This window comes from Sanguibacter massiliensis, assembly GCF_900240335.1.
Classification (GTDB): domain Bacteria; phylum Actinomycetota; class Actinomycetes; order Actinomycetales; family Cellulomonadaceae; genus Flavimobilis; species Flavimobilis massiliensis.
Map to the genome: position 1 here is coordinate 738,866 of NZ_LT964979.1, position 25,335 is coordinate 764,200.

The window sequence follows — 25,335 nt, forward strand, 5'->3', positions numbered from 1 at the left end:
GCCGCGCGCCTGTCCCAGTTCGTTGACCTGCAACGATGCACTCGTAGTGCCTTGATTTGAGGCACTAAGGCGTGATGCAATCGGGCCGTGGCATGGGTGAGAAAGGTTCGAACCGCCTCCGGGGCGACGGCGGTGCAGATCGCCGAGTCCGTCGCAGGCAAGCGCCGAATCGTCGCTCATGTCGGCTCGGCTCACACTGAGGCAGAGCTCGGCATTCTGCTCGAGCACGCCCGCGGGCTGCTTGGCGATCCGGACCAAGGCGCCCTGGACTTCGCCACGCCTCCCGCTCCGCGCACTGCTCGGCTCGTGCCTGCTCCAACCTCCCGGCTGTGGCGGCCCCCAGCCGTCGGCGCCGACGAGCGTGACGGCGCCGGGAGGGTCGTCGGGACCGGCTCGGGCACGCTGGCTGGCGCGCTCGAGGCGATCTACGACCAGCTCGGGTTCAACACCTTGGGCGATGACACGTTCCGCGACCTGGTCATCGCGCGCTTGGTCGAGCCGACCTCCCTGCGCGACGTGGGACGGGTCTTGCGGGACGTGGACCGCACCCCGCCGAGCGAGTCGACGCTGCGGCGCTGCCTGCAGCGCGCAGCGGCCAATGACTACCGCGGACAGATCGCTGCGGCCTGTTTCGCCCGCGCCACCCGCAGCGGGGACGTGTCGTTGGTTCTCTACGACGTCACCACCCTCTACTTCGAGGCGGAGAAAGAAGACGACCTGCGCAAGGTCGGTTTCTCCAAGGAGCGCCGCGTCGACCCTCAGATCGTCGTCGGCCTCCTGGTGGACCGCGGCGGGTTCCCTCTGGAGATCGGCTGCTTCGAAGGCAACAAGGCCGAGACCCGCACGATCGTGCCGATCGTGCGGGAGTTCCAGGCCCGCCACGATGTAGCGCACATGGTCGTGGTCGCCGACGCCGGGATGCTCTCGGGGGTCAACCTCACAGCCCTGGACGAGGCGGACCTGCACTTCATCGTCGGCTCGCGCACCACCAAGGCGCCCATCGACCTGGCCTCCCATTTCCGCTGGAACGGGGATGCGTTCACCGACGGGCAAGTCATCGACACGATCACGCCCAAGGATTCCCGCGTCCTCGAGAATGACCCGCTGCGCCGAGCCGAGCCTGTCTGGGATCCCGCCGCGCATCCTGCCTCGTGGCGGGCGGTGTGGGCCTACTCCCGCAAACGTGCCGTCCGTGACCGGCACACCCTGACCGCGCAGGCCAACCGCGCCAGGGCGATCGTCGAGGGTGCGCAGGCCGGGCGCGCGGCAAGGTTCGTCAAGGTCGCCGGCGGCGCACGTAGCCTGGACGAGAAGGCTCTTGAGCGCGCCGAGTCCCTGGTGGGTCTCAAGGGGTATGTCACCAACCTGCCCGCGCATCTCATGAGTGCGAGCGAGGTCATCGGCTCGTATCACGAGCTGTGGCAGGTGGAGACGTCCTTCCGGATGTCCAAGACCGACCTTCGGGCGCGGCCCATGTTCGTGCGGACCCGTGATGCGATCGAGGCTCACCTCACCGTGGTGTTCACCGCGCTGGCCGTGGCACGCGAGGCCCAGGACCGTAGCGGGCTTGCGATCCGCAAGATCGTGCGGCAGCTACGTCCCTTGCNGCCCATGTTCGTGCGGACCCGTGATGCGATCGAGGCTCACCTCACCGTGGTGTTCACCGCGCTGGCCGTGGCACGCGAGGCCCAGGACCGTAGCGGGCTTGCGATCCGCAAGATCGTGCGGCAGCTACGTCCCTTGCGGTCGGCAACGATCGCGATCAACGGCACCCGGCAGACCTTCGAACCCGAGATCAACGACACCGACCGTGCGTTGCTCGACGCGCTTCACGGACGGAGGTCAAGGCACTAAGCCAAATGACCAAACTCAGGAGATGACACCTTATCAACGATAAAGTTATCGATGATAAAGTGCAAGCATGGCTCAGAAACAAGCGCGACTCGATCGTGCAGCAGTCTTGCGCGGTGCGAGGCATGTGCTCAATAACACGGGGATCGACGGTTTCACCACGCGGGCGCTGGCTGCGCATCTGCGGGTGCAGCAGCCAGCGCTCTACTGGCACTTTCGGACAAAGGGCCACCTGCTCGGATCGCTCGCAGCTGATGTGCTTGATCGCGAACACCACGCCTCACTCCCAGAGTCAGGGGAGCGCTGGGACGACTTTCTCCTGCGCAACGCGCGGAGCTTCCGGACAGCGCTTCTGGCAGTCCGGGATGGAGCACGGCTGCACGCAGAGTTTCACCGTCAAAAGAGTGACCAGATGCCAGCGGGCTCGGATGCCCCCGAAAGTCAGATCGAGTTTCTCGTGTCCGAAGGATTCGCTGAGGTCTCTGCGGTCCGAGCTCTCATGGCTATCAGCCGCTATACGGTCGGTTTCGTACTAGAAGAACAAACAGCGCTCGACAACGGATGTGAGCCTGTCGATCAAGACCTAGATTTCGAGTTCGGGTTAGTTGCAATGGTTGAAGGGCTGGCATCAAAGCGATGAGGGATGCTCGCGCTTTGGGTCTCTGCGTCAGTAAGGTCAATCCTTTCCCGCTCCCGCAGCAGCTCCTCCGCGATACTGACGTTTTGCTCATGGCTACGGAGCTCACTAACGAGCAAATCAGGGACCGTATGCATGTCGCGTCGCGATCGCGGAACGGCACATCAGCAGCATCTTCACCATGCTCGACCTTAACGAGCGCACAGGAAACAAGCGCGTCATCGCCGTCCTCGAGTACCTCAAGAACTAAGCGTCGAGTGCGTGACCGGCGCGATGACCATAGGTAACGGCGGTTTAGCATCGGTGCCGCATCTTGACACGACTCAATCCGCGACAGCTAACCTCCGCATATGGAGTTCGACGGAATGGAGATCCCCGACGATATCGAGGTCACGGTCTGGGGGAGCAACGAGCACCGGCTCTGTAACGTCTGCCGCGCAGAATGCGACCCCGAGCCGAGCGGCGCCGACGGGTACGGCGTGTGAATCGTCTACGTCTGCCGCGACCACGGAGTCCAATCCGTCGTGGACCCATTCGAGCATCTCCGTTGAAGCGCGCTCTTCGCTATCTCCCTGCATTGACGCAAACATCGCGCTCTCCGCCTTCCGAGGGTAGATCCCAAGATCTGCGGCGCACCTGCCCAGTGTGACGATCTCGATCAGGGTCATGACCGCTGGGGACGGGTACCGGTACCTGCTGAACGCAGTTGTCGCTGGCGACGGGGATCGCGATGCGTCGTCAGCGCTGACAAGGTACTACCTTGAAGCAGGAACGCCTCCCGGCATCTGGCTCGGGGCCGGCCTCCCAGGACTCGCCGGAGAGATCGCCGTCGGTGCCTCGGTGAGCGAGGAGCAGTTACGGCGCCTCATGGGGCACGGGCAGGATCCGAACAGCGGCGAGCAACTGGGGCGTCCGTACCGAAAGTTTGCCACCGCGGGCGAGCGGACGCAGCGCCGCCTCGATCAGCTCCCGAAGTCCCTTACCGCAGGTGAGCGTACCGCGCAGCAAGCGCTGATCGAGGCGGAGGAAGCACAGAAGCCAACGAATGCGCCGGTCGCAGGGTTCGATCTCACGTTCTCGGTCCCGAAGTCCGTCTCGACCCTCTGGGCAGTTGCCGACGGCGGCACGCAAGCACTCATTGCCCAAGCTCACCACGCAGCGATCCGAGACATGATCGCCCTACTCGAGCGCGACGTCGCGATGACCAGGGTCGGCGCGAAAGGGGCGCGTGGCGCCGTCGCGCAAGTCGACGTGCGGGGTGTGATTGCGACTGCCTACGATCATTACGATTCTCGGGCCGCGGATCCACAACTCCACACGCACATTGTCGTCGCCAACCGCGTGCAAGCAGCTCATGACGGGAAGTGGCGCACGCTCGATTCTCGCGCTATCCACGCCGCCGTCACCGGCCTATCGGAGCATTACAACGCGGTCCTCTCGGACCATCTCACTCAGATCCTCGGCGTCGGGTGGGAAGCCCGTGAGCGCGGTGCGGGGCGCTCCACGGCGTGGGAGATCGTTGGCGTGCCGCAGGAGCTGATGGACGAGTTCTCTTCCCGTACTCGCGATATCGAGCAGGTCAAAGACCGGCTGGTCGACGACTACGTCTCGAAGCACGGGAGGCAGCCGTCCCCGAAGCTGGTGTGGCAGTTCCGGCAGCAGGCCACGCTCGAGACTCGGCCCCCGAAGCAGCAGCACTCTCTCAGCGATCTCACCTCCCAGTGGCGAGAACGCGCGACCGCGTTGCTGGGTGAGGACGCGCCAACCTGGGCGTCGGCACTGCTCGCCGGTAGTGAGCACGAACCGTTGCTGCGGGCAGACGATATCCCGTTGGAGGATCTCGAGGAGGTCGCCGAGGTCGTGGTGCAGCAGGTCGGTGACCGGCGAGCGACGTGGAAACGGTGGAACCTCCACGCGGAGGCCGTGCGACAGACGATGGCTCTCCGCTTCGCGTCCGCGAACGACCGGGACGTCATCACCCAGCAGATCGTCGATGCCGCAGAACGGGTCTCGCTGCGCCTCACTCCGCCCGAGCTCGCGAAGAGCCCCTCGCTGTTTCGTCGCGCGGACGGGTCGAGCGTGTTCCGACCCAAAGCCGGAACGGTGTTCTCCTCCGAGCAGGTGCTCGCGGCAGAAGACCGACTCCTTGGCGCGTCGAATGATCGGTCGGCGCCGACCGTACCGCTGGCATGGATCGAGGACGCTGCCAGAACGAAGAACCGCGACGGGCACACCCTGTCGGTGGACCAGGAGCAGGCGATCGCGAAGATCGGCGTCTCCGGCCGCGTCCTCGACGTACTCGTCGGCCCCGCAGGGACTGGGAAGACCACAACGATGCGTGCCCTGCGCCGAGCCTGGGAGCGACGCTACGGGCCAGGCTCGGTGACCGGGCTCGCGCCCTCGGCCGCTGCCGCCGACGTCCTCGCCGGGGATCTGGAGATCGGGACGGAGAACACGGCGAAGTGGCTGCATGAGCATCGCCTCGGGAAATGGAACCTCACGCGCGGACAGCTCGTCATCATCGACGAAGCCTCCTTGGGTGGCACGTTCGCGCTCGATGCCATCACCAGTCACGCCCAGCAGGTCGGCGCGAAAGTGCTGCTCGTGGGCGATTGGGCGCAACTCGCAGCGGTGGACGCGGGCGGCGCGTTCGGGATGCTCGTGCGTGACCGCGGCGACGCCCCGGAACTGGTCGATGTGCGTCGCTTCCGAAACGACTGGGAGAAGCAGGCGTCCCTGCAGTTGCGGATCGGCGACACCGACGTCATCGATACCTACATTGCGCACCAGCGCGTCACGCCGGGCGGATATGACGAGATTCTCGAAGCCGCCTACCAAGCCTGGCGCACAGACCTCGCAGCGGGAAAGAGCACGGTGCTGATCGCGGAAACCCTCGACACGGTCTCTGCGCTCAACACCCGCGCCCGCACCGACCGAATCCTCCAGGGCGACGTCGCTGTGGACGGCGTCAAACTCCATGACGGCAACGAAGTTTCCCGCGGAGATCTCATCATCACCCGCGAGAACAATCGGCGCCTCTCGCTCGGGCGAAGCTGGGTGAAAAACGGCGACCGCTGGCACGTCGCCCATGCGAACGACGACGGATCCCTCACCGTGCGGCGGGCAGGATCGAAGCGGCGCACCACGATCACGCTGCCCGTGAGCTACGTCGCCGAGCACGTCGACCTCGGCTACGCCGTCACCGCGCACCGTGCCCAAGGGGCCACCGTCGACACCGCACACGCGGTCGTCCACTCACCGGAAGTGACCCGAGAATCCCTCTACGTCGCGATGACCCGCGGCCGCGAATCCAACCGCGTCTACGTCGCCACCGACGAGCATCACCTCGAGGAGCATCAGCACCGTGAGGACCTGCAGAACACCGCCCGGAGCATCCTCTACGGGATCCTGCAGCACCCTGGCGCAGAGCTCTCCGCACACGACACGATCACCGTGGAGCAGGACTTCTGGGGCTCACTCGAGCAACTCGCGGCCGAGTACGACACCATCGCACAAGTCGCCGGACAGGAACGCTGGATCGCCCTCCTGCACGCCGGAGGCCTCACGGCGGAGACGATCGACGAGCTCGTCGAGACAGACGCCTTCGGGATCCTCACCACCGAGCTGCGCAGGCTCGAAGCCGACGGGCACGACATCGACAGTCTTCTCCCGCGCATCATCCAGGTTGGAGGACTGGACGAGGTGCAGGATCTCGGGTCGCTGCTGCGTTACAGGCTCCAGCGCATCACGGCGGCCTACCAGCCTGCTCCGCAGCGGACCGCCAGGATGATCGCCGGCCTGGTCCCGCGCGCGACCGGGATCACCGATCCCGCGATGAGGCAAGCCCTCGACGAGCGGGAGCAGCTCATGGAGCAGCGCATCGATGCCCTGGTCGAGAAGCTCCTCAAGCAGCCAGAGCCCTGGTTGACGGGACTCGACGAGACCGCTCCCGCAGAGGGTGAGGCTGCGGCACGGGCGGTCATTGCGTACCGCGACCGGTGGGGCGTCACCTCGAGCAGCCCACTCGGAGCGGTGCCCGGCGACGATGCTCAGCGCGTCGACTACGAACGCGCCCAGGGCGTGCTCGTGAGCCTTCAGCAGACCGAGCACTCCCCGGAGGAAGTGCGGTCCAGACGGAGTCAGAGGCGGTCGATTTCCTGATGTATGCGGCCGATATTCTTAGTGCATGACGCCAACGAACCGCGCGCGGATCTCTCGCCAGACGCGCTCAAACGTGTTCGATTGGCTCTCGCTTTCCGAGTACGACTGGTCGGGGCGGCTGCAGCATCCGCAGTTCCTCGCCCGGCTCTACGACTTGGAGGAGCTGCCGAGCAGAGACCACAGGTACCGCACTGCCAGCGGCGACATCTACCAGCACATGGTGAACAACTGGGACTGGGAGGATGACTGGGTCTTCAACGACGACCGTTTCCAGCTTCGTAACGGCAGCGACGAGACGTTCCTCAACTTCTTAGCCGAGACAGTCCATCCCATTGTCCGCGACGATCCAGACGCCGCTGCCGCGATGGTCGCTGCCTACAATGACACCCTCCGCCGAGATGGGTATGAGCTCATCGAGACAGACCGTTTCGGAGATCGCATCATCTATGGCTGGCGTCAGATTTCCGCGTATTACGCCCCAACCGAGCTAACGCTCGCCAAGACGCCCGACCTCACCGAGAACTCTGTGCTGCGCCGTCACCTCGATCTAATCAGCCGCGACCTCAGCTCAGATCCCGCTGCGGCGATCTCCTCCTGCAAGAACCTCCTCGAGAGCCAGTGCAAGATCGTGCTCACGGATCTGGATATCGAGTTCTCCGAACGAGACGAGCTCCCGGCTCTTTTCGCAAGCACCGCATCGGCACTCGCGATCAATGCCGACGCGGTAGACGGCAGCAAGCGCGGCAGCGACGCCCTCCGCAAAGCGATGCGCGCCCTCTCCACTCTCGTGCAGTCCGTCGCGGAGGCACGCAACTCAATCGGCGACGGGCATGGCTCCGTCAACGAGAGCCCCGCGACTCCACGACATGCACGCCTCGTGTTCAACTCGACTGTTGCAGTCGCGCAGTTCATCGCCGACACCTGGCACGAAACCTCCCATGAGCAAAAGGCTGCGCTGGGCTCCTCCTTCTGACGCTTCTCCACTCCAATCCGCAAGCGGAACTCCACCGCTCTTCCGCACTCCAACCGAGCAGCGTAGACTGCGAAATGGCAGGACAGACCACGCGCGAAGCCTGACGTCGGGCGGAGCAGACCGCCCCAAGAAGCCTCGGGGCACTCACCACACAGGACCAGCCACATCGAAGTGCTCCCGTGTGAAAAGTGAGGCCATCATGAATCTCATGCAGCGTCTGTGGAACGCCAGCGTCCGCACCCGCATCTTCCTGCGCCGCCGCAGCCGTACTTGTCATGCTGACACCTATCGAGGACAGCAGACACTGACCCAGTGCGCTCCGGTGGCCACCACTTCGTGCCACCGGAGCGCGCTGACCGCGGCGGCATGCCCGGGCGCATGTCGTGCCCTGGGTTCGGTTCCGTGGTGAGGACGAGCCGCGGGCGCGGGCATCTGTTGCTGGACATCCAGCAGGCCGACGGCCAGACCATCCTGGTGTAACTGAACGCGAGCATGGCTGGGCAGATCGTGGTGGTCGCCGGCTATCGCTGGTCGCCCGCGTGGCGGGCCGCATATCGGGCCCACGGTTCTGCGGACTTTTCGGCGTGGAGGAAGGCGACGTGGTGGCTGTAGCCGAGTGCGTCGGCGACTAGCGACGGTGGGCATTGGAGGACGAGCTCGCCGAGGGCGCTGTTGCGGGCGCCGAGGAGGTTCACGCCGAGGGCTCGCAGTCTGTCCATCACGGTGTTGGGGTGGAGGTGTCGTCCGGCGAGGATGCTTGGGAACATCCAGGGGCTGTCCGTCCCTGCCGCTGTCCGGAGGTTGGGCCGAGCATCGCGGTGCTGGCGGATCATGTTGGCGAACGGCTCAGGCACGTCCACTGGATGGCGGCCGAGCTGGATTCTCATGCCGTGAGGGCTCTCGGCGATGGCCTCGGTCGTCAGAGTGACGACTTTGACCAGTGGTTGCGCGTAGAGGAGCAGGAGCATGCCGGCGACGCGGTAGGGGAGTGACTCGCTGGTCCCGGTGAGCAATTCGCGGATCCAGGCAAGTCTCTGCTCCTGGCTCAGGGACGGGCTCGATCGGGGAGTGCGATGCGCGACCGTGACACCGGTGTTCAAGCGGGACTTCTTGGCGAGCTGGAAGAAGTTCCTGATCATGGTGCGAGTGGTCGGTCCGCCTGCCAGCCACTCGTCGGCGTCTTGCTGGGTGCAGGTCGCGGCGGTGCGGTGGTGTGTCTGGTGCAGCCAGGTCAGGAACTTGACTGTCTCGGTGATCTCTTGCTTCGCTGAGTGCACCGGGCCGCGCGTGTTGGCGCCTGCTTCGGATTTGGCGCGGATGTTGCGTAGGTGGTGCCAGGTCGCGAAGTGCTGGACGGGCTGACGGACCTCGGCGGGGAGCCCTTCTAACTTGACGGCGATCCACTCCTCGAATCGGTGCAGGTAGGCATCGCGGTAGGGGAGTAGGCCGTGATGTTGCAGGAGTGCTCGGATGTGTTCGGTCGGCTTGCCGGGAACGGCGTCGAGGCCTTCGTGGGAGATCGGGATCGTGCCGTCGCCAAGGCCACGCAGGAGCGTCTGGACCTTGGGGGATCGCTTCCAGACGAGGATCGACTCGGGTCGCTCGGATGCGCATAGCGCGTCGACCAGACCGCGCAGAGCGGGGTGTTCCGGCTCGCCGCCGAGGACCTGGTGGAGGTCGGCGCGAAGCGCACATCGGGCGCAGAGCCGCCCTCGGTGATGCCCGGCTTCGGTGTCGCAGCTGTCGCAATGGAAGTCGTGGGGGATCTCCGCGCAGGTCGCGCAGATCGGACCGCCGCCGGCGCTTGCGGGTCCTGGTAGCAGGCGGTCTTGGAGGCACTCCGGGCAGACGCCTCGGGTGTGGACGGCGTTGTAGTAGCAGATGTTGCAGAGCCGGCCCTCCGGCCATGTGACGGCGACCCGCGGGATCTTGCGGCCGCAGCGTGCGCACGGGTTCCCGGTCGTCGAGGTGATGCGTGGACGACCCTGGATGGTGGAGCGGGGGGACAGGCCTGCTGGTCCTCGACTCGCCACGGCAGCCATCCCTACTCGTCGAGAATGTTCGCGCGCCGGGGTCGAACTGATCGGTCGAGGCTGACGACGTTGGAGCCGGGCTCGGTCGCGGTCTTCCGGCGCCGGACGTCCGCGGCGGTTGTCGTGACCAGATCGGCTGGTGTGCACTCGAAGATGTCGCAGAGTGCGGCGATAACTTGGAGCGAGACGCGCTCCGGCCGCTGATTGACGAGGCGGTAGACCTGCGGTCGGGAGAGCGTGATGTCCCGTTCGCCGAGCAGCGGGATGAGATCGGTCGTGTTGTGCAGACCTCTGGCCGCCATCAGCTCGGCCAGGCGCCACTGGTAGTCGACCTTGCGTTTCATGGTGTTCCATCCTTCGTGGTGCGGGCCAGGGCCTCGTTGACGGTCCTGTCGAGAGCGCTGCGGAGCGTGCTGCGCCGGAACTCGTCGCCGACGAACTGGTAGATGCCGGTCGTCGAGGCGTACTCGTGCCCCATCTGGTCCTGGACGAACCGTGGGTCCCAGCCAGCCTCCAACAGATGCGTAGCGTAGGAGCGTCGGAACGAGTGCAGATCGAGCCCGTCCGAAAGTCCGAGCTCGTCGCAGTAGCGGCGTAGCCGGCGCAGCAGCGCCGGTTCTCCGACCAGGCCGCCGCGTTCGCTGGGGAACAGGTCGAGTGTGTCGGGCTCACCGCGACCGTTGGCGAGCCAGTCCTCGAGGATCGGAGGCGTCCATCGCCAGACGGTGAGCACGCTGCGGGGTTTGTAGGGCGAGGAGCGCTTTGACTTGCCGTAGCGGACCTTGCAGACGCCGAACCGGCCGAACTCGCGCGCATGCGGGTTGCGGGCGAAGTCGACGAGCTGCAGGTGTCGCAACTCGTTGAAGCGGAGGCCGTAGGCGTAGGCGATCTTCATCATGACCGCATCGCGATAGGCCGCCTGCCAGCCCTTGCGTCCCGACCGCCCCATGCGTTCGACCTCATCGTCGGCGTAGACGAAGAGTCGATCGAGCTCGGACCGCGTGTAGGGACGCTTCGTGGGTCCGCCGTCGTACTCCTGGACGTGCGGTGCGGAGTTCCAGTCGAAGAAGACCTGCGCCGGGTGGGTGCCGAAGTACTGCTCGCAGACCCGGTCCCATCCGTAGTCGGGGTTGCTGACGTAGCTCGTGAACGCCCGAAGCGCAGAGTGGTAGCTGCGCAGCGTGGAGCGAGAGACGTGTCGGACGGTGCGCAGGTCGGCCGAGAACTCCTCGACCATCGCCGGCGTCCAGTTCCACGGATCCTCGTTCATGTGCTCAACGAACCGGCGCACACAGCGCAGCCGCTGCTCGATCGTCGCGAACTGCAGGTTCCTGGAGAGCTGCTGGTTGCGCCAGCCGTCCAGCATGAGCTGGAGCACCTGCTCCTCGGGCCGAAGGACCGGCAGCGAGGGCACCACCGAGACCCGACCCACACCGTCGACGTGCATCCGACACCTCGTTCCGCGGTTGCATCCAATGAGTCAATGATGCATCCGATGAGACGCCAAGGGTATACGTGCTGGTCAACGGCGTGTCTGCGGGCTCTGTTGCAAAGATTGGCGGCAGTCAGAGGTAGGCTGTCGCTCTGCGCCGATCAGGCGGCTGCTGCGAAATGGTGGTTGAGCATGCCCATGGCCTCCGTCAGCGCCGAGGGCCCAATGCCAAAAGCTCTCTCCACAAGGCGCACCTCGCCCCTGATGCCGGGCTGCAGGCACCAGGGGCGAGCCTGTCCTTTGCGCAGGGCTCGCATGACTTCGAATCCCTTGATCGTGGCATAGGCCGTGGGGATCGATTTGAAACCGCGCACCGGCTTGATCAGTATCTTGAGCTTTCCGTGATCGGCCTCGATCACGTTATTGAGATACTTCACCTGCCGGTGGGCCGTCTCCCGGTCCAGCTTTCCTTCGCGCTTCAATTCGGTGATCGCTGCACCATAGCTCGGCGCTTTGTCGGTATTGAGCGTGGCAGGCTTTTCCCAGTGCTTCAGGCCTCGCAGGGCCTTGCCCAGGAACCGCTTCGCTGCCTTGGCGCTGCGGGTCGGCGACAGGTAGAAATCGATCGTGTCGCCCCGCTTGTCGACTGCCCGGTACAGGTAGGTCCACTTGCCCCGCACCTTGACGTAGGTTTCATCCAGGCGCCAGCTCGGATCAAAGCCACGCCGCCAGAACCAGCGCAGCCGCTTCTCCATCTCCGGGGCGTAGCACTGGACCCAGCGATAGATCGTCGTATGGTCGACCGAAATGCCGCGTTCCGCCAGCATTTCCTCAAGGTCGCGATAGCTGATCGGATAGCGACAATACCAGCGCACCGCCCACAGGATCACATCACCCTGGAAATGGCGCCACTTGAAATCCGTCATCGTTCCGTCCGTCCAATCTCCGCCAAGCATGCTCAAGCTTCACGATTTTTGCAACAGAGCCTGNGGATAGCGACAATACCAGCGCACCGCCCACAGGATCACATCACCCTGGAAATGGCGCCACTTGAAATCCGTCATCGTTCCGTCCGTCCAATCTCCGCCAAGCATGCTCAAGCTTCACGATTTTTGCAACAGAGCCTGTCTGCGTAACCGGCTCAAACGCGTCCACGCACAGCCCCGGGCGCCTTACCGCTGCTCGACATCGTGTACGGAGAGGCATCTGCGCAGGTCAGAGCCCTCGCCAGACGTCTCGCAGCACCATGTCGCCCGGGGGACCGTGGTGATTCATCTGATGCAATACGCAGACTAGGTTCTGACATAATGTACCTTATCGGCAACCACGCAGAACGTTCGATGGAGCACCCGCATCCGCCAACCCGACGTGACTCACAGCCCGCCAGCTCAGTGATGGAGCTCCACCTGAAACCGGTAGGTGTCGCCCCGGAACGTGTTCGTCGCCAGGAGCACGGGCGTGCCGTCGTGCGTCATGGCGATCTCGTCGCCGACCAGCACCGGCGCGCCCACCTCTACACCGAGGATCGTCACGGACAGCGGGTCCGTGAGGTTCGCGACGAGCGTGTACGAGCTGCCCGCCGTGGAACCGACGGCGTACCAGTGTGAGCCAGGCGTTGCCGACCAGGGGGCCGAGCCATGCTGGTTCGCTTGTGGTTCAGCCGCTGTGGACCAGAGGTGTGCTGCCGGTAGCGGCGTGCCCACCGCTACTCCCCCACATACCTCGCGAGGTGCTCCCCCGTGAGCGTCGAACGCGCCGCGACGAGCGCGGCGGGCGCGCCCTCGAAGACGACGCGCCCGCCGTCATGCCCGGCGCCCGGTCCCAGGTCGATGATGTGGTCAGCGTGCGCCATGACAGCCTGGTGGTGCTCGACGACGATGACGCTGCGGCCCGAGTCGACGAGCCGGTCGAGAAGCGTGAGCAGCTGGGCGACGTCGGCGAGATGGAGTCCGCTCGTCGGCTCGTCGAGCACGATGATCCCTCCCGCGTCGCCGAGGTGTGTCGCGAGCTTGAGCCGCTGGCGTTCGCCGCCGGAGAGCGTCGTGAGCGGCTGGCCGAGCGACACGTAGCCGAGACCGACGTCGACGAGCCGCTCCGCGATCGTGCGGGCCGCCGGCACCTTCGAGTCCTTCGCGCCGAAGAACGTCGCGGCCTCGGCGGCGGGGAGCGCGAGGACCTCGGCGATGTTGAGCCCGCCGAACCGGTACTCGAGGACGTCCGCCCCGAACCGCTTGCCTTCGCACTCCATGCACGTCGTCGAGACGCCCGCCATCATGCCGAGGTCCGTGTAGATGACGCCCGCGCCGTTGCACGCCTGGCACGCGCCCTCGGAGTTCGCGGAGAACAGCGCCGGCTTGACGCCGTTCGCCTTGGCGAACGCCTTGCGCACGGGCTCGAGGAGCCCCGTGTACGTCGCCGGGTTCGAGCGTCGCGACCCCTTGATCGCACCCTGGTCGACGACGACGACACCGTCGCGGCCTGCGACGGACCCGTGAACGAGCGAGCTCTTGCCCGAGCCTGCGACACCCGTGACGACCGTGAGGACCCCGAGAGGCACGTCGACGTCGACGTTCCGGAGGTTGTGGGTCGACGCACCGCGGATCTCGAGCGTTCCCCTCGGCGTGCGGACCTCGTCCTTGACGGACGCGCGGTACGCGAGGTGACGTCCCGTGCGCGTGTCCGAGGCGCGCAGCTCGTCGACCGTACCCTCGAACGTGATCGTGCCACCGGCCGACCCTGCACCCGGGCCGAGGTCGACGACGTGGTCGGCGATCGCGATCGTCTCCGGCTTGTGCTCGACGACGAGCACCGTATTCCCCTTGTCGCGCAGCTGCTCGAGCAGGACATTCATGCGCTGCACGTCGTGCGGGTGCAGGCCCACCGTCGGCTCGTCGAAGACGTAGGTGACGTCGGTGAGCGCCGAGCCCAGGTGGCGGACGAGCTTGGTGCGCTGCGCCTCACCGCCCGAGAGCGTGCCCGACGATCGGTCGAGCGAGAGGTAGCCGAGACCGATCTCGACAAAGTGGCCGAGGACCTCCCGCAGCCCTGCGACGAGGGGCGCGACGCCCGGGTCCGAGATCTCCTCCGCCCAGGCGAGGACGTCGGTGATCTGCAGCGCGCACACGTCCGCGATCGAGAGGCCCTCGATCTTCGAGCCGCGCGCTGCCTCCGTGAGCCGGGTGCCCTCGCAGTCCGGGCACGTCCGGAACGTCACCGCCCGCTCGACGAACGCCCGGATGTGCGGCTGCATCGCCTCGGTGTCCTTCGTGAGCATCGACTTGCTGATCTTCGGGATGAGGCCCTCGTACGTGAAGTTGTTGCTGCCGTACCTGATCTTCACGGCGTCCTTATAGAGGAGGTCGTGCCGCTCGCGCTCGGAGTAGTCCTTGATCGGCTTGTGGCCGTCGAGCAGCCCGGACTCGGCGTAGATCTTCACGTACCAGCCGTCCGCGGTGTACCCGGGGACCTTGATGGCGCCGTCGAGCAGCGAGAGCTCCGCGTCGAGGATCTCGCCGAGGTCGATGTCGTTGACACGTCCGCGCCCCTCGCAGCGCGGGCACATGCCGCCCGTCTGCGTGAATGTCGTGCGCACCGCCCTGGCGTTCGCCTTGTCGACGGTCATCGCGCCGCTCGCGTGGACGGTCGGGACGTTGAACGAGTACGCGTTGGGCCCACCGACGTGCGGTACGCCGAGGCGCGAGAAGAGAATGCGAAGGAGCGCATTGACGTCCGTCACCGTGCCGACCGTCGAGCGCGGGTTCGCACCGAGTCGCTCCTGGTCGACGATGATCGCGGTCGTCAGCCCCTCGAGGTGGTCGACCTCGGGACGCGCGAGCGTCGGCATGAACCCCTGGAGGAACGCCGAGTACGTCTCATTGATCATGCGCTGGGACTCGGCCGCGACGGTGTCGAAGACGAGCGAGCTCTTGCCCGACCCCGAGACGCCCGTGAAGACGGTGAGCCTGCGTTTGGGGATGTCGACCGACACGTCCTTGAGATTGTTCTCCCGGGCGCCCCGCACCCGGATGAGATCGTGCCTGTCCGCGATGTGCCGCGTGGCGTTCATCGTCCGTCCCCTCGTCGAGTTCGTCGGGCCATCCTCACACGTCACGGGGGTGCGACGGGCCTCCCGGGTGAGCACCGTCACCCGGGGCCTCCCCCGGCGGCGTGGCGATCCGGGATAGAGTCTCCTCTGGCCCGGCGAGGTTTTCCACGGCACAATTCGTGAGACAGGACGAAAGGTCCCGTACGCCCGCCTGGCCGGGTCCGCCCTCGGCGGACCCGCCCTTAGCACCGCCGCCCCGTGCGGCGGCCCAGCCCGTCCGACGCGCCGGAGCGACACCGGCGACGGCCGACATCACGACCCCGCTCAGCGTTTCACGGGACCTTCACGGCCACCGGGAACGTCTGCAGCGGCCGTGGCGTTGACCCGACTGGACACCCCTGCTGCACAACAGCCCTTTGGAGGACGAGATGGCCGACCGGTCGTTGCGTGGAATGAGCATCGGCGCGAAGAGCATGGAGAACGACGAGGGCGTCGATTTTGCCCCGCGTTTCCAGGCGCACTACGACTGCCCCAACGGTCACACGATCATCCTCCCGTTCTCGACCGAGGCCGATGTGCCGGTCGAGTGGGAGTGCCGTTGCGGCGAGACCGCGCTCCTGCGGGACGCGGACAAGCCTGAGCCCAAGGCGACCAAGCCCGTGCGCACGCACTGGGACATGCTGCTCGAGCGGCGCACGATCTCCGAGCTCGAGGAGCTGCTCGACGAGCGTCTCGGTCTCCTGCGCGCCGGAAAGCTCCGCCGCTCCGCCTGAGCGCACCACCTCCGACGGCGTCACGAGCGCCGCACGGAGAACGTCGAAGGGGCCCCGACCGTACCTGGTCGGGGCCCCTTCGGCATGTCGGTCAGCGCGCGGACGCGCCCTTCGAGCCACCGGGGAAGAGCCCGCGCACCTGACGTGCACGCTTCTGCACGCCCCACACGGTCACCTTGCCGAGCGCCTCGACGATGATGTTCCGGCTCATCTTCGAGACACCGGCCTCACGCTCGACGAACGTGATCGGCACCTCGGCCACCTTGCCGCCTGCCTCGACGACGCGACGGGTCATGTCGACCTGGAAGCAGTAGCCCTGCGAGGACACGGACGGCAGGTCGAGCCGCTCGAGCATCTGCGCGCGGAACGCCCGGAACCCGGCGGTCGCGTCCCCGACCGGCATGCCGAGCATGACGCGCGTGTAGAGGTTCGCACCCCGCGAGAGGGCCTCGCGATGCTTCGGCCAGTTCTCAACCTCTCCCCCGGGGACCCAGCGCGACCCGATGACGAGGTCCACCCGCGGGTCCGCGGAGATCCGCGCGAGGAGGTCGGGCATCTGCTCGGGACGGTGCGAGCCGTCGGCGTCCATCTCGCAGATGATCTCGTAGCCGCGCTCGAGCGCCCAGCCGAAGCCGGCGACGTACGCGGTGCCGAGACCCTGCTTGCCCTCACGGTGGAGAACGTGGATGGCAGGGTCGACCTCCCCCATCTCCTCCGCGAGGCGACCGGTGCCGTCGGGACTGCCGTCGTCGACGACGAGGACGTCGGCCCATGGTGCCGCGGCACGCAACCTCCCGACCGTTCCCGGGAGCGTGAGCGACTCGTTGTAGGTGGGGACGACGACGAGGGTACGCGGGGCGTCCCCGGGTCGTGCGCCGTCGGTGGCGGACATCGTCACTTCCTTCGTGAACGGGAACGGGCACCGGAGACGATACCGACTCCGACGAGCAGAGACGCTCCGAGAGCGACGGCAAGCTCAATCCAGTCGCCGAGGACGACCGCCGGGGTCGACGACGTCCTCAGGGGCAGCTCGGCGAGCATCTGCTCGGCCGTGAAGAGCCCGGTGCGCTCGAGCACACGGCCGGCAGGGTCGACGACGGCGCTCACGCCGACCGTCGAGATCTGGATCGCGGCGCGCCCCGTCTCGATCGCGCGGAGCCGCGTCATGGCGAGCTGCTGGGTCGACTCCGCGGTGTAGCCGAAGTTCGAGTTGTTCGTCGGGACGAGGAGGAGCTCCGCCCCGGCCCGGACCGCGCTGCGGGCGATCCGGTCGTACGCGACCTCGAAGCAGATGATCGGCGCGACGACGACGTCGCGTCCCAGCCGCTCGACCGGCACAGGGACCGCCCCGACCTCGGTTCCGGGGAGCATGTCGGTCTGCACGAGAGCGACCTTGTCGGAGAGCTTCTCGAAGAGCCCGCGCCACGGGATGTACTCGGCGAACGCCGCCGGGACCTGCTTGGCGTAGACGTGCGTGATGCCCGCGTCGGGCGTCCACAGCACGGCCTGGTTGTAGCGGCCGCCCTCGACGTACTCCTGCGTCCCGAAGAGCAGGGGGACCCCGGCTGCCTCGACGGCCTGCTCGATGAGCGCGTGGCCCTGCGCGTTGACGCGCGGGTCGACGTCGGACGCGTTCTCGGGCCAGACGACGAGGTCGAGACCGCCCTCTCCCGCGCGCTCGGCAACGGCACGTGTTCCGTCGACGTGGTTGCCCGTCACCTCGAGCTGGTGTCCGAACGACCCCGACCCGGGCTCGGCGACGTTGCCCTGCACCGCTCCGACACGGAGCGCGCCGGCCTCGGCGCGCGTTGCCACCGGCACGAACATGCCCGACGCAGCCACGGCAGCCGCGACGATGACAGCGCCCGCAGGCCCGGTGAGGCGCAGCTGGACGAGCCGGACGACGCCGAACGCGAGGAGCCCGGCGACGAGCACGGTCGCGGCGGACACGAGGGGCGCGCCCCCGAGCCAAGCGAGCCGACCCAACGGGGAACCTGCCTGCGAGAACGCGATGCGACCCCACGGGAAGCCACCGAACGGATAGTGCGAGCGCAGCAGCTCGACCGCGGTCCACACGACCGCCAGCACCGCGGGCTGGAGCCACTCACGGCGGGCGAGCCACGGGGCACGTCGCGCCCACGCGAACGCGGCCCCGGCGAGGGCCACCATGCCGGCCTGGGCGACGGACAGCGCAACCCAGGGCAGCGCCCCGACGGAGACGTCGGCCCACACGATGTGCGGCAGGAAGAACGCCATCCCCCACACGAACCCGAGCCCCGCCGAGCGCCACGCGCTCCGGCCGTCGGTGCCGGTGGCGTGAAACGTCACCGTGAGGAGCGCCACGCCGACGATCGCGAGCCACCACACGTCCGTGTCGGGGAAACCGAGGTTGGTCACCCAGCCGCCGAGGGCTGCGAATGACGCGAGGAGGAAGCCTGGGACCCGGCGGGCGTCGGTCGGCTCCGGTGCGGTGGGCGCGGGGGCTGGCCGTCGGCCCGTACGTGCCGTCACCATCGTTCGTGGAGGACGACGCCGTCACGCAGCGTCATGTGGCAGGTGGGAGCGGGCTCGTCGGGGCCGAGCGCAGGCAGGAGCGGGGTGCCCGCACGTGCATCCGTGCTCCACGACGTCCCCGGAGTCTGCGGACCCTGGACCGCGAGGTGCGCGGAGCGCCACACCGCGAGGTGCGCGGGAGCACCGAGACGGATCTCACCGGCACCCGTGTGGTCGAGGTTCGCGAGGCGCCAGCCGCCGCGCGTGTGCGCGCGGAACGCGGCGCGCGCCGAGATGCGCTGGTCGGCGGAGTGGAGCAGGAGCGCCCCGGCGACGGCCGCCCACGGGTCGAACGGTGTCACGGGGGTGTCGGACCCGAGCGCGAGGGGGACGCCCGCGCCCGCGAGGTCGGCGAGCGGCGTCGTGTCGGCGGCACGTGTCGCTCCGAGGCGCGACGCATACATGCCCGATGGGCCGCCCCAGCGCGTGTCGAACGCCGGCTGGACCGACAGCCGCAGGCCGAGCAGGACAAGCGCGGCGAGAGCGGGAGCCCCGACGAGAAGCGCGTGCTCGACCCGGTGACCGCGGGCTCGCACCGCCGCGAGCCCCTCGAGATCAGCGGCGGTCTCGAGCCCGAGCAGCACCTCCTGGAGCGCGCGGTCGCCGATCGCGTGGAAGCCTGCCTGGACGCCCGCGCGGGTCGCCGCGAGGACGTGCATCGTGATCTGCTCCGCCGAGAGGTGGAGCGAACCCGCCCCACCCTGGGGGTCGTCCGCGTACGGTGCGCCGAGCGCGGCCGTACGCGAGCCGAGCGAGCCGTCGACCGCGAGGTCGCCGCCGACGCCCGTGAGCCCCGGGATGTCGTCAAGAAGGCGCTGGACGTCGGTCGTCGTCTCGCACACCTCGCCGCGGTACCCGACGACGAGCGGCAGGCCCGACGATGCGTCGGCCGTGCGCGCGAGCAGGTCGGCGAGGCCGGCCCGGGAGTCCATGCCCGGCAGCGACATCTCGTGGACCGCGACGATGCCGTGTTCCGCCGCGGTGCGCAGCGCAAGATCGGTGAGCTCGGCGTGCCGGCGCGCCGCATGCTCCGCGAGGTACGCGGAGACGGCGGCGTGGGCCGCTCCTGTCACTGGTCCGTCGTGGCTCCACCCACCGAGGTCGGCGAGACCCAGGCGTGCGGCGAGCGACGTCGAGACGAGGCTCGAGTGCTGGTCGGCGCGAACCAGGGCCGCCTCGCGCTCCCCCACCGCGTCGTCGAGCGCGGCACGGGAGGGTGCGTGCGCCTTCTCCCACCCGGACTCGTCCCAGCCGTGCCCGACGACGGGCCCCTCGCAGGACGTCGCGCGCTCCCGCGCGAGCCGCGCGAGATCGCTCGCGGAGCGCGCCGCCCCCACGTCGAGGCCGGCGAGCACCTCGCCCGTGCGCAGCAGGTGCACGTGCGAGTCGACGAAGCCAGGGGCGACGAGCGCACCGTCGAGATCGACGACGCGGTCGGCGCGCTTCGCGAAGCCGTCGGCCGTGTCCTCGGCGCCGAGCCAGGCGACGACACCGTCCTCGACGAGCACCGCCTCGGCGAAAGGATCGGCGGGCGAGTGCACGACGCCGTTGCGGAAGAGGATCGAGCTCACGACCTGACGATATGCCACGTCGACCGTCTCACCCGCACCGACGGCGCCGCTCAGACCCCTGCGTGAGCGACAACACCTCGGCGCACCGCATCGACCGCCTGCCGGGCGACCTTCTGCGTGCGTGCGTCGGGTGCGGCGATCGTCAGCTGATCGAGGACGTCGACGATCTGCTTGCAGATGCGCACGAAGTCTCCCGCAGCGAGCTCCGTGCCGCGCAGCACGTGCTCGAGGCTGCGGCCCGCTGCCCACCGGTGGACCGCCTCGACGAGCTGCAACGACGGCGGCGGGGTCGTGTCGAGCCGGTGGGCCGTCTCGAGGTCCTCGAGGCGCGACCATGCACGGACGGTGGCATCGAGCGCGAGGCCGAGCCGTCCGTCGGGCCCGCCCGGGACGTGCGGCTCCCCGACCTCCTCGCCGCGCGGCTCGTGAACGACAGCGGTGACGACCGCGGCGAGCGCCGGCGCGTCGAGGTCCGACCACGCTCCGTGCCGCAGACACTCCGCGACGAGCAGGTCGTTCTCCGCGTAGATGCGCGTGAGGGCACGTCCGTGCGACGTCACCCGCAGCTCGGGCGTGCCGTCACCGGCGGGGGCGAGATAGCCGAGGTCGACGAGAAGCTCGCACACACGGTCGAACTGCCGGGCGATCGTGCCCGTGCGGCCGGCGATGCGGCGCACGAGCGCCGCGTGGTCCTTCGTGAGCCGCGCGTGGCGCTCCGCCCAGCGCGCATGCTGCTCGCGGTCGGGGCAGCGGTGGCACGGGGGCGCGCGCAGCGGGCGGCGCAGCGCCTCGAGCTCGGCGTCGTCGGCCGCGGCGGACCTGGCCTTCGACCGCCGCGACGGCGTCGCGTCGAGACCCGCGACCGCCGCCCTGAGCGACGACGCGAGGTCACGACGGTCGCCGGGCCGACGCTCGTCGAACGCACGCGGGACCCGCACCTCGGCGACCACCTCGACGGGACCGAGGAGGTCGGCCGGATCGATCCGGCGCACCTTGCCCTGCTCCGAGAGGACGACGGGCTGGCCGGGGCCGAACCGTTCGGGGCTGGGCCCCGCGAGGACGACCGCGTGGGCGGCGCGCCGGCCCTCGCCGACCGCGACGACGTCCCCGCGGCGCAGCGCGCCGAGCGACTCGAGCACCGCCCGTCGTCGGGCGCCGGCGTCAGCCTTGCGGAGGTCGCCCTCGCGCTGCGCGACACGCTGCCGGAGCCGCGCGTACTCGGCGAAGTCGCCCAGGTCGCAGGCCATGGCGGCCGCGTAGCCGTCGAGCGCCTCGGACTGCTGGCGCGCCTGCGTCGCCAGGCCGACCGCGCCGCGGTCCGCCTGGAACTGCGCGAAGCTCGTCTCGAGGACCTCGCGCGTGCGCGCACGGCCGACCGTGCCGACGAGGTTGACCGCCATGTTGTACGTCGGGCGGAAGCTCGAGCGCAGCGGGTACGTGCGCCGTGACGCGAGGCCCGCGAGCACGACCGGGTCGAGCCCCGGGTGGTCGAGCACGACGGCGTGCCCCTCGACGTCGATCCCGCGCCGCCCGGCACGCCCCGTGAGCTGCGTGTACTCCCCCGGCGTGAGGTCCGCGTGCCCGCGCCCGTCCCACTTGACGAGCTTCTCGAGGACGACGGTGCGCGCCGGCATGTTGATGCCGAGCGCGAGCGTCTCCGTCGCGAAGACGACCTTGAGCAGCCCGGCCGCGAAGAGCTCCTCGACGGTCTGCTTGAACTGTGGCAGCATCCCCGCGTGGTGCGTCGCGAGGCCGCGCGCAAGTCCCTCGATCCACGACGCGTACCCGAGGACGCCGAGGTCCTCGGCCGGCAGGTCCGCGCACCGCTCGTGCGCGAGATGCCGGATGCGCACCTCCTCCTCGCGGGACGTCAGCGAGATGCCGAGGCCGAGGCACTGTGCGAGCGCCGCCTCGCAGCCCGCGCGCGAGAAGATGAAGTGGATCGCGGGCAGCAGGCCCGCGGCGTCGAGCGTGTCGACCGCCGCCGCGCGCGACACCTGACGTCCGCCGTGCGGTCCACGGCGGCGCGGCTCCGGCCGACCGCGGCCGCGCCGAGGACCCGGCCCCGGGTCGAGCCGCCGGACGGCCTGCGCAAGATCCGGGTTGATCGGTGGGTTGACACCCGGGTCGGTCGGGTCGACGTGGCCCGCGTAGAGGTCGAGGATCTCGGCACGGCGTCCGCGCCGCGGCTCGTCGTCCGACGGACGTCCGCGGAGCATGACGTGCTGCCACAGCGGCACGGGCCGCCGCTCCGAGACGACGACGGCGGTCGCACCGCGCACCGTGCCGAGCCAGTCGCCGAACTCCTCCGCGTTCGACACGGTCGCGGACAGCGACGTCACCTGCACGTCCTGCGGCAGGTGGATGATGACCTCCTCCCACACGGGCCCCCGGAAACGGTCGGCGAGATAGTGGACCTCATCCATGACGACGTGCCCGAGGCGCGCGAGAGCGGGCGAGCCCGCGTAGAGCATGTTCCGCAGGACCTCGGTCGTCATGACGACGACGTCCGCGTCGCCGTTGATCGAGACGTCACCCGTGAGGAGCCCGACGCGGTCCGTCCCGTGCCTACGCACAAGGTCCGTGTACTTCTGGTTCGACAGGGCCTTGATGGGCGTCGTGTAGAACGCCTTGCGGCCCTGCTCGAGCGCCAGGTGCACCGCGAACTCCCCGACGACCGTCTTGCCGGCGCCGGTCGGGGCCGCGACGAGGACGCCCTGCCCGCCCTCGAGGGCGCGGCACGCCTCGATCTGGAAGTCGTCGGGCTCGAAGCCGAGATGGGCGCGGAAGCGCCCGAACGCCGAGGCTTCGTCCGCCGCGCGGACGCGGGAGAGCGCGTAGCGCTCTGCCGGCGAGAGATCGGCGGGCGCGAGGTCGTCCGTGCTGCTCATGCCCCCAGCGTAGGCGCGCGCTCAGGCGAGCAGCGTCACCGCACCCCGGTGGATCTCGACGCGGAGCGGTAGCGGGCCGATCTCCTCACCGTCCGCCATCGCGACGGGCGGCGTGCGACCGAGGTCCGCAGGCTCGACCGTCACCGACGTCGCCCGTGTGATCGAGACGGCAGGGTGAGAGACGTGGGTGCCGCGATAGAGACGCGGGAAGAGGCCGACGGCCTGCAGCCGCCGCAACGGCCCAGCGGTGACGAGGTCGAGCTCGCCGTCGTCGAGGCGTGCGTCGGGCGCGACGCGGAGCCCGCCCCCGAACATCGGGGAGTTCGCGACCGCGACGAGCGTGCCCGCGGACAGCCACTCGGTCGAGCTGCCGTCGAGGTGCTCCGCACGCACGCGATAGCCGAACGGCAGGAACGCACCGAGCTCGCCGATGACGGCGCGCAGGTACTTGAGGTGACCGCGCGGGAACGTCAGCCTGTTGGCCCGCGCGTTGACCGCAGCGTCGAGTCCTGCCGACAGCACGCCGGCGAACCAGCGGCCGTCGAGCGAGCGCGGGGGCGCGACGTGCGCCGCGTCGACGAGGCGGGTACGACCTGCTGCGAGCGCGTCGAGGATCACCCGGATGGCCGCGTCGACCCTGTGGAGGGGAAGGTCCGCAGCGCGCGCGTAGTCGTTGCCCGAGCCGACAGCGACGATGCCGAGCGGCGTGCGCGTCGTCGCGACCGCGTTGAATCCGAGATGGACCATGCCGTCGCCCCCGACGACGACGAGGGCACGAAGCCCGTCTGAGACGCCCTGGCGGGCGCGGTGCACGGCCTCGAGCAGGGTCGAGCCCGAGAGTTCGACGACCTCGTGGCCCGCGGCCCCGAGCAGCTCGCGCGTGCGCCTGCCCGCGCGGGCGCCTCGGCCGCGGCCCGACGTGGGGTTGACGACGAGCCCGACGGGCCCGGCAGGGGTGGTCACAGGCCGTCGGCCTCCTCGGCGAGGGTGCGTCGGCGGTCAACGCGACGGTCGTGGAGCAGCGCGATCCCCACCGCGAGGGCGTAGAGGACGAGGATCGGCAGGGTCATGAGGAACATCGTCAGCAGATCGGGCGTCGGCGTCATCATCGCGGAGAACGTGAACGCCAGGACGATCGCCCACCGCCACCCCCGCAGCCACGTACCGCCGCGAACGACACCGACGAGGTCGAGCGCGACCATGACGACCGGCAGGAGGAAGACGAGCCCGAACGCGAGGATGAACTGCGTGACGAAGGTGAGATAGGACTGCGCGTCCTGGAGGTTCGTCGCCCCTTCGGGAACGAAGTCGACGAGGATGACGACGGCTCGTGGCAGCACCCACCAGGCGAGCGCGGCGCCCAGGAGGAACAGGGGGACCCCGGCGGCGACGAACGCGACCGTCCCCCACTTCTCCTTGCGGCTGAGGCCCGGGACGACGAACGCCCACGCCTGGAAAAGCCACCACGGGCTCGAGATGATGAGCCCGATCCACACGGCGAGCTTGATCTGCATGTCGATCGCGGTGAACGCGCCACCGAAGTTCAGCGCGACGGTGCGCCCCTCGCGCGCCGCGACCTCGAGGATCGGGGCCTGGAGCAGGTCGAAGACGCGCGGGTAGAGGAACCATCCTGCGACCGCACCGAGCAGCACGCCGAGCCCGGCGAGGACGACGCGGTTGCGCGCCTCGACGAGATGGGCGCGCAGGGGCATCCGCCCGTCGCGCGGGCGGCCGGTGCGTGGCACGCGTCAGGCCTTGGGCGTGTCGTCCCCGGCCTGGTCGGCCGGCGTCGTCGGGGCCGTCTGCGTCGGGGCCGTCTGCGTCGGGGCCGGCGTCGAGGAGGCCGGCGGTGCGGTCTCCGCGTCCTCCGACCTCATCTCGCGGACCTCCTTCTTGACGATCCGCATCGAACGGCCGAGGTTGCGCGCGAGGTCGGGAAGCTTGCTCGATCCGAAGAGCAGGAGGATGAGCAGCAGGATGACCACGATGGCGAGCGGGTGCTCCTTGAGGAACATGGGGGCGTTCTCCAGACGTCGGAAGGTGCACCCATCCTAGGCCGGGACCGGGCCGACGACGACGCCCGTCCGCTCAGCGCCACACCTGCGCCCAGCGTTCCCACACCTCGGGACGGGGTCGGGCGCGGTGCGCGCGCCTGCGGGCGCGTCGGTCCTCGATCTCGCGACGCAGCGGTGCGGGGTTCTCCCCCACGGTCACGTGGACGGGTGCGAGCGCGTCGAGCCGCGCGTCGGTGCGGGCGGTGGCTTCGTCGACGACGTCGCCGATCCGGTCGCCCGACGTGCCGAGCTCACGCACGAGGCCCTTGCCGTGCCGCCACACCTGACGCCACGCGAGGAATCCCGCGGCGAGCGCGCCGAGGGTGAGCGCCGTCCAGATCCAGAACCACACGGCGTCAGG

Annotated in this window: 20 protein-coding genes; 6 read left to right on the plus strand and 14 right to left on the minus strand. The window is 68.7% G+C overall.

Annotated features, from left to right (window positions below; all coding sequences use genetic code 11):
* Nucleotides 1-87 precede the first annotated feature (87 nt).
* From C1729_RS03500 to C1729_RS03515, 5 genes are all read left to right on the plus strand, one after another.
* The gene (locus tag C1729_RS03500) at nt 88-1,854 is read left to right on the plus strand and encodes an IS1634 family transposase (protein WP_102508681.1); all 1,767 of its coding nucleotides are present in this window, start codon (nt 88-90) and stop codon (nt 1,852-1,854) included.
* 67 nt (nt 1,855-1,921) lie between these two features.
* Nucleotides 1,922-2,491, plus strand: coding sequence for a TetR/AcrR family transcriptional regulator C-terminal domain-containing protein (locus tag C1729_RS03505; RefSeq protein ID WP_010154754.1), 570 nt, complete (start codon nt 1,922-1,924; stop codon nt 2,489-2,491).
* Nucleotides 2,492-2,838: 347 nt separating this feature from the next.
* Nucleotides 2,839-2,973: a hypothetical protein gene (locus C1729_RS15165; protein WP_255180144.1), complete on the plus strand. Its 135-nt coding sequence runs from the start codon at nt 2,839-2,841 to the stop codon at nt 2,971-2,973.
* A 160-nt stretch (nt 2,974-3,133) separates the two neighbouring features.
* On the plus strand, nt 3,134-6,649 hold the full coding sequence (gene mobF / locus C1729_RS03510) for a MobF family relaxase (RefSeq protein WP_040504913.1): 3,516 nt from the start codon (nt 3,134-3,136) through the stop codon (nt 6,647-6,649).
* A 25-nt stretch (nt 6,650-6,674) separates the two neighbouring features.
* On the plus strand, nt 6,675-7,622 hold the full coding sequence (locus C1729_RS03515) for an abortive infection family protein (RefSeq protein WP_102508683.1): 948 nt from the start codon (nt 6,675-6,677) through the stop codon (nt 7,620-7,622).
* A gap of 521 nt (nt 7,623-8,143) precedes the next feature.
* On the opposite strand, the gene C1729_RS03520 is transcribed toward C1729_RS03515, so the two are convergent.
* The 6 genes from C1729_RS03520 to C1729_RS03555 form a co-directional block, all read right to left on the minus strand.
* The gene (locus C1729_RS03520; RefSeq protein WP_182818766.1) at nt 8,144-9,664 is read right to left on the minus strand and encodes a recombinase XerD; all 1,521 of its coding nucleotides are present in this window, start codon (nt 9,662-9,664) and stop codon (nt 8,144-8,146) included.
* Nucleotides 9,665-9,666: 2 nt separating this feature from the next.
* Nucleotides 9,667-9,999: a helix-turn-helix domain-containing protein gene (locus C1729_RS03525; protein ID WP_064846257.1), complete on the minus strand. Its 333-nt coding sequence runs from the start codon at nt 9,997-9,999 to the stop codon at nt 9,667-9,669.
* Nucleotides 9,996-11,102: a tyrosine-type recombinase/integrase gene (locus C1729_RS03530; RefSeq protein WP_064846256.1), complete on the minus strand. Its 1,107-nt coding sequence runs from the start codon at nt 11,100-11,102 to the stop codon at nt 9,996-9,998. The genes C1729_RS03525 and C1729_RS03530 overlap by 4 nt, the downstream gene beginning before the upstream one ends.
* A gap of 146 nt (nt 11,103-11,248) precedes the next feature.
* The gene (locus C1729_RS03535) at nt 11,249-12,013 is read right to left on the minus strand and encodes an IS6-like element IS6100 family transposase (RefSeq protein WP_001389365.1); all 765 of its coding nucleotides are present in this window, start codon (nt 12,011-12,013) and stop codon (nt 11,249-11,251) included.
* 462 nt (nt 12,014-12,475) lie between these two features.
* Nucleotides 12,476-12,790, minus strand: a complete 315-nt coding sequence (locus C1729_RS15170) for a UTRA domain-containing protein (protein WP_102508685.1) — start codon at nt 12,788-12,790, stop codon at nt 12,476-12,478.
* Between the two features lie 2 nt (nt 12,791-12,792).
* Nucleotides 12,793-15,153 (minus strand): ATP-binding cassette domain-containing protein, encoded by a 2,361-nt coding sequence (locus C1729_RS03555; RefSeq protein ID WP_102508687.1) that lies wholly within the window; start codon nt 15,151-15,153, stop codon nt 12,793-12,795.
* Between the two features lie 407 nt (nt 15,154-15,560).
* Here C1729_RS03555 and C1729_RS03560 point away from each other — a divergent pair, with 407 nt between their 5' ends.
* Nucleotides 15,561-15,905, plus strand: a complete 345-nt coding sequence (locus tag C1729_RS03560; protein ID WP_102508689.1) for an RNA polymerase-binding protein RbpA — start codon at nt 15,561-15,563, stop codon at nt 15,903-15,905.
* A gap of 91 nt (nt 15,906-15,996) precedes the next feature.
* On the opposite strand, the gene C1729_RS03565 is transcribed toward C1729_RS03560, so the two are convergent.
* The 8 genes from C1729_RS03565 to C1729_RS03600 form a co-directional block, all read right to left on the minus strand.
* The gene (locus tag C1729_RS03565) at nt 15,997-16,797 is read right to left on the minus strand and encodes a polyprenol monophosphomannose synthase (protein WP_102508691.1); all 801 of its coding nucleotides are present in this window, start codon (nt 16,795-16,797) and stop codon (nt 15,997-15,999) included.
* Between the two features lie 2 nt (nt 16,798-16,799).
* On the minus strand, nt 16,800-18,419 hold the full coding sequence (gene lnt / locus C1729_RS03570; protein WP_102508692.1) for an apolipoprotein N-acyltransferase: 1,620 nt from the start codon (nt 18,417-18,419) through the stop codon (nt 16,800-16,802).
* On the minus strand, nt 18,413-20,029 hold the full coding sequence (locus C1729_RS03575; protein WP_102508694.1) for an amidohydrolase: 1,617 nt from the start codon (nt 20,027-20,029) through the stop codon (nt 18,413-18,415). Before C1729_RS03575 ends, lnt begins: the two co-directional genes overlap by 7 nt.
* Nucleotides 20,030-20,079: 50 nt before the next feature.
* Nucleotides 20,080-22,920 carry a DEAD/DEAH box helicase gene (locus tag C1729_RS03580; RefSeq protein ID WP_102508696.1) on the minus strand — a complete coding sequence of 947 codons (2,841 nt, stop codon included), beginning with the start codon at nt 22,918-22,920 and terminating at the stop codon, nt 20,080-20,082.
* 21 nt (nt 22,921-22,941) lie between these two features.
* The gene (locus tag C1729_RS03585; protein WP_102508697.1) at nt 22,942-23,883 is read right to left on the minus strand and encodes a diacylglycerol/lipid kinase family protein; all 942 of its coding nucleotides are present in this window, start codon (nt 23,881-23,883) and stop codon (nt 22,942-22,944) included.
* A complete protein-coding gene (gene tatC / locus C1729_RS03590; RefSeq protein ID WP_340637932.1) occupies nt 23,880-24,665 on the minus strand; it encodes a twin-arginine translocase subunit TatC in 786 nt (261 codons plus the stop codon). Before tatC ends, C1729_RS03585 begins: the two co-directional genes overlap by 4 nt.
* Before the next feature lie 3 nt (nt 24,666-24,668).
* On the minus strand, nt 24,669-24,935 hold the full coding sequence (gene tatA / locus C1729_RS03595; protein WP_102508701.1) for a Sec-independent protein translocase subunit TatA: 267 nt from the start codon (nt 24,933-24,935) through the stop codon (nt 24,669-24,671).
* A gap of 73 nt (nt 24,936-25,008) precedes the next feature.
* Nucleotides 25,009-25,326: a hypothetical protein gene (locus C1729_RS03600; protein ID WP_102508703.1), complete on the minus strand. Its 318-nt coding sequence runs from the start codon at nt 25,324-25,326 to the stop codon at nt 25,009-25,011.
* Nucleotides 25,327-25,335: the final 9 nt, after the last annotated feature.

Bases quoted from the DNA above. Each gene is read 5' to 3' on its own strand.
- C1729_RS15165 (WP_255180144.1), top strand. From the start codon at position 2,839: ATGGAGTTCGACGGAATGGAGATCCCCGACGATATCGAGGTCACGGTC.
- lnt (WP_102508692.1), bottom strand. From the start codon at position 18,419: ATGGTGACGGCACGTACGGGCCGACGGCCAGCCCCCGCGCCCACCGCA.
- C1729_RS03525 (WP_064846257.1), bottom strand. From the start codon at position 9,999: ATGAAACGCAAGGTCGACTACCAGTGGCGCCTGGCCGAGCTGATGGCG.
- C1729_RS03580 (WP_102508696.1), bottom strand. From the start codon at position 22,920: ATGAGCAGCACGGACGACCTCGCGCCCGCCGATCTCTCGCCGGCAGAG.
- C1729_RS03505 (WP_010154754.1), top strand. From the start codon at position 1,922: ATGGCTCAGAAACAAGCGCGACTCGATCGTGCAGCAGTCTTGCGCGGT.
- C1729_RS03520 (WP_182818766.1), bottom strand. From the start codon at position 9,664: ATGGCTGCCGTGGCGAGTCGAGGACCAGCAGGCCTGTCCCCCCGCTCC.
- C1729_RS03565 (WP_102508691.1), bottom strand. From the start codon at position 16,797: ATGTCCGCCACCGACGGCGCACGACCCGGGGACGCCCCGCGTACCCTC.
- C1729_RS03560 (WP_102508689.1), top strand. From the start codon at position 15,561: ATGGCCGACCGGTCGTTGCGTGGAATGAGCATCGGCGCGAAGAGCATG.
- C1729_RS03515 (WP_102508683.1), top strand. From the start codon at position 6,675: ATGACGCCAACGAACCGCGCGCGGATCTCTCGCCAGACGCGCTCAAAC.
- tatA (WP_102508701.1), bottom strand. From the start codon at position 24,935: ATGTTCCTCAAGGAGCACCCGCTCGCCATCGTGGTCATCCTGCTGCTC.
- C1729_RS03535 (WP_001389365.1), bottom strand. From the start codon at position 12,013: ATGACGGATTTCAAGTGGCGCCATTTCCAGGGTGATGTGATCCTGTGG.
- C1729_RS03555 (WP_102508687.1), bottom strand. From the start codon at position 15,153: ATGAACGCCACGCGGCACATCGCGGACAGGCACGATCTCATCCGGGTG.
- C1729_RS03530 (WP_064846256.1), bottom strand. From the start codon at position 11,102: ATGCACGTCGACGGTGTGGGTCGGGTCTCGGTGGTGCCCTCGCTGCCG.